Below are 1,900 nucleotides of genomic sequence, written 5' to 3'. Positions count from 1 at the left end.
AATCAGGTATTCGATAACTTAGAAGGTGTTTTGGAGACCATTCGAGATGCTCTTCTCACCCCTCACCCTGACCCTCTCCCCCAAGGGGAGAGGGGAGATGAGTATGCAGCTCCGTCTGTTCTCAATGACGGTCCTCTCCCCCAAGGGGAGAGGGGAGATGAATTTTGACAAAACGCACAGAGGGATAAAGGAGGAGGATACATGGACCCGAAGGAAAGAATCATCTTTGCCCTTGATGTAGAGCATTTTGAAGAGGCACAGAAGCTTGTTCTGGAGTTCAGAAAACATGTGGGCATGTTCAAGGTTGGCAAGCAGCTCTTCACCCATTGTGGTCCAAAGATTGTGGATTTTATCATTATGAAAAACTCGAAGGTCTTCCTTGACCTTAAATACCATGATATACCGAACACTGTTGCAAAGGCGGTCATTGAGGCTGCAAGGCTTGGGGTTAATATGTTGAATGTCCATGCATCGGGTGGCCTGACAATGATGAGAGAGGCGAGGATCGCCCTTCACAACACAGCAAAAAAACTGGGGCTCCAGCGACCCAAAATTATCGGGGTTACAGTACTGACAAGCATAGATGATGCTGAACTGAAGAGGATGGGCATAGGGATACCTGTCTTTGATTTAACAAAAAACCTGACACTCCTTGCAAAAGAGGCCGGGCTTGACGGCGTTGTTGCAGGAGGAACAGAAATAGAGATGATAAGGGCTTTATGTGGCAATGACTTCACGATAGTAACGCCGGGTGTGAGGCTTGAGGAAAAAAAGGACGATCAGAAAAGGACCATCACACCTGTAGAAGCAATCCTCAAGGGCGCATCGTATATTGTCCTTGGCAGGGCGATAAGGGATAGTAGCAACCCGAAAGGATTATTAGAAAAGATATGCGAGGACATAAGGAATGCCACTTCTCTTCAACAAAAATAGTATCCTTGAGACAATCAAAGAACATCCTGATATGGCCCGCAGACTCTGGATTGAGGCAGGTCATGAAAGGGCCTCTGATGAATGTATAAAAGAGGCAAAGAGACAGGGCATCTCATTCAGGGTGCTTCCGAGGGGGGCATTTTCGAAAAGGTTTCAAGGGGCAAAGTCCCACATATGCCTTGAAAGGGATGATGTTTCATATACAGACCAGGACGCATTTTTAAAGGAAATAAGGTCTGCCAATAACCCCCTTCTCTGTGCCTTTGACGGGATTTACGACCCACAGAATCTCGGGAATATCGTAAGGAGTGCCGCCTGTCTTGAGGTAGATGGGGTAATTATTCCAAAAGACAGGTCATGTGGAATCACTGAAACCGTAACAGGTATATCGAGGGGGGCTATAGAACATGTAAAGATTGTGAGGGTTACTAACCTCCCAAGGTACCTTGATGAAATGAAGGGTATGGGTATATTCTGTTATGGATTGGACGAAAAAGGGACAATGCCCTTATGGAATGTGGATCTAAATGGGCCCACATGTCTTGTATTCGGTAGCGAGGATGGGCTTAAAAGACTAACAAAAACGAAATGTGACGAGGTCCTTAAAATCCCCACAGCGAATGCCTTCCCTTCCTTGAATGTGGCAACGAGCTTTGCATTATCAGTATATGAAGTAAGGAGACAGAGGCTTAAAGACCGTGAATAGGGAACGGTGTTCAAGCAATTGCCATGAATAAATAAATGAGCGGCTTAAAACCGCCCAATGGGGGTATGAAATCATGGGTCAGAAATGGTTTATATTCATTGTTACAGCATTGCTGCTCTTTGTTTTAACCGGGCATACTCACGCAGCCCCTACATTGCCCAATGGTCTTTCTCTGATTAGCTTCGAGGTACAGGCGAATAAACCGGCGTTGGTTGGTGACAAGGTTGACGTTCAATTCACACTTAAGAACCTTGAGCCGAA

At 45.9% G+C, this 1,900-nt stretch carries 3 protein-coding genes; all 3 read left to right on the top strand.

All coding sequences use genetic code 11. From position 1 onward, the window contains the following. The first annotated feature begins 201 nt into the window (after positions 1-201). Positions 202-933 (top strand): orotidine-5'-phosphate decarboxylase, encoded by a 732-nt coding sequence (pyrF, locus tag NTU69_05440; protein ID MCX5802962.1) that lies wholly within the window; start codon positions 202-204, stop codon positions 931-933. Beyond that, the gene (gene rlmB, locus NTU69_05435; protein MCX5802961.1) at positions 908-1,639 is read left to right on the top strand and encodes a 23S rRNA (guanosine(2251)-2'-O)-methyltransferase RlmB; all 732 of its coding nucleotides are present in this window, start codon (positions 908-910) and stop codon (positions 1,637-1,639) included. The genes pyrF and rlmB overlap by 26 nt, the downstream gene beginning before the upstream one ends. A gap of 73 nt (positions 1,640-1,712) precedes the next feature. Continuing rightward, on the top strand, positions 1,713-1,900 hold a 188-nt coding region (locus tag NTU69_05430; protein MCX5802960.1), incomplete at its 3' end, for a hypothetical protein.

This window comes from Pseudomonadota bacterium (genome assembly GCA_026388215.1).
GTDB lineage: Bacteria > Desulfobacterota > Syntrophorhabdia > Syntrophorhabdales > Syntrophorhabdaceae > JAPLKF01.
Note: the sequence above shows the minus strand (reverse complement) of the source record. Positions and strands in the feature narration are given on the sequence as shown.

Bases quoted from the DNA above. Each gene is read 5' to 3' on its own strand.
- pyrF (MCX5802962.1), top strand. From the start codon at position 202: ATGGACCCGAAGGAAAGAATCATCTTTGCCCTTGATGTAGAGCATTTT.
- rlmB (MCX5802961.1), top strand. From the start codon at position 908: ATGCCACTTCTCTTCAACAAAAATAGTATCCTTGAGACAATCAAAGAA.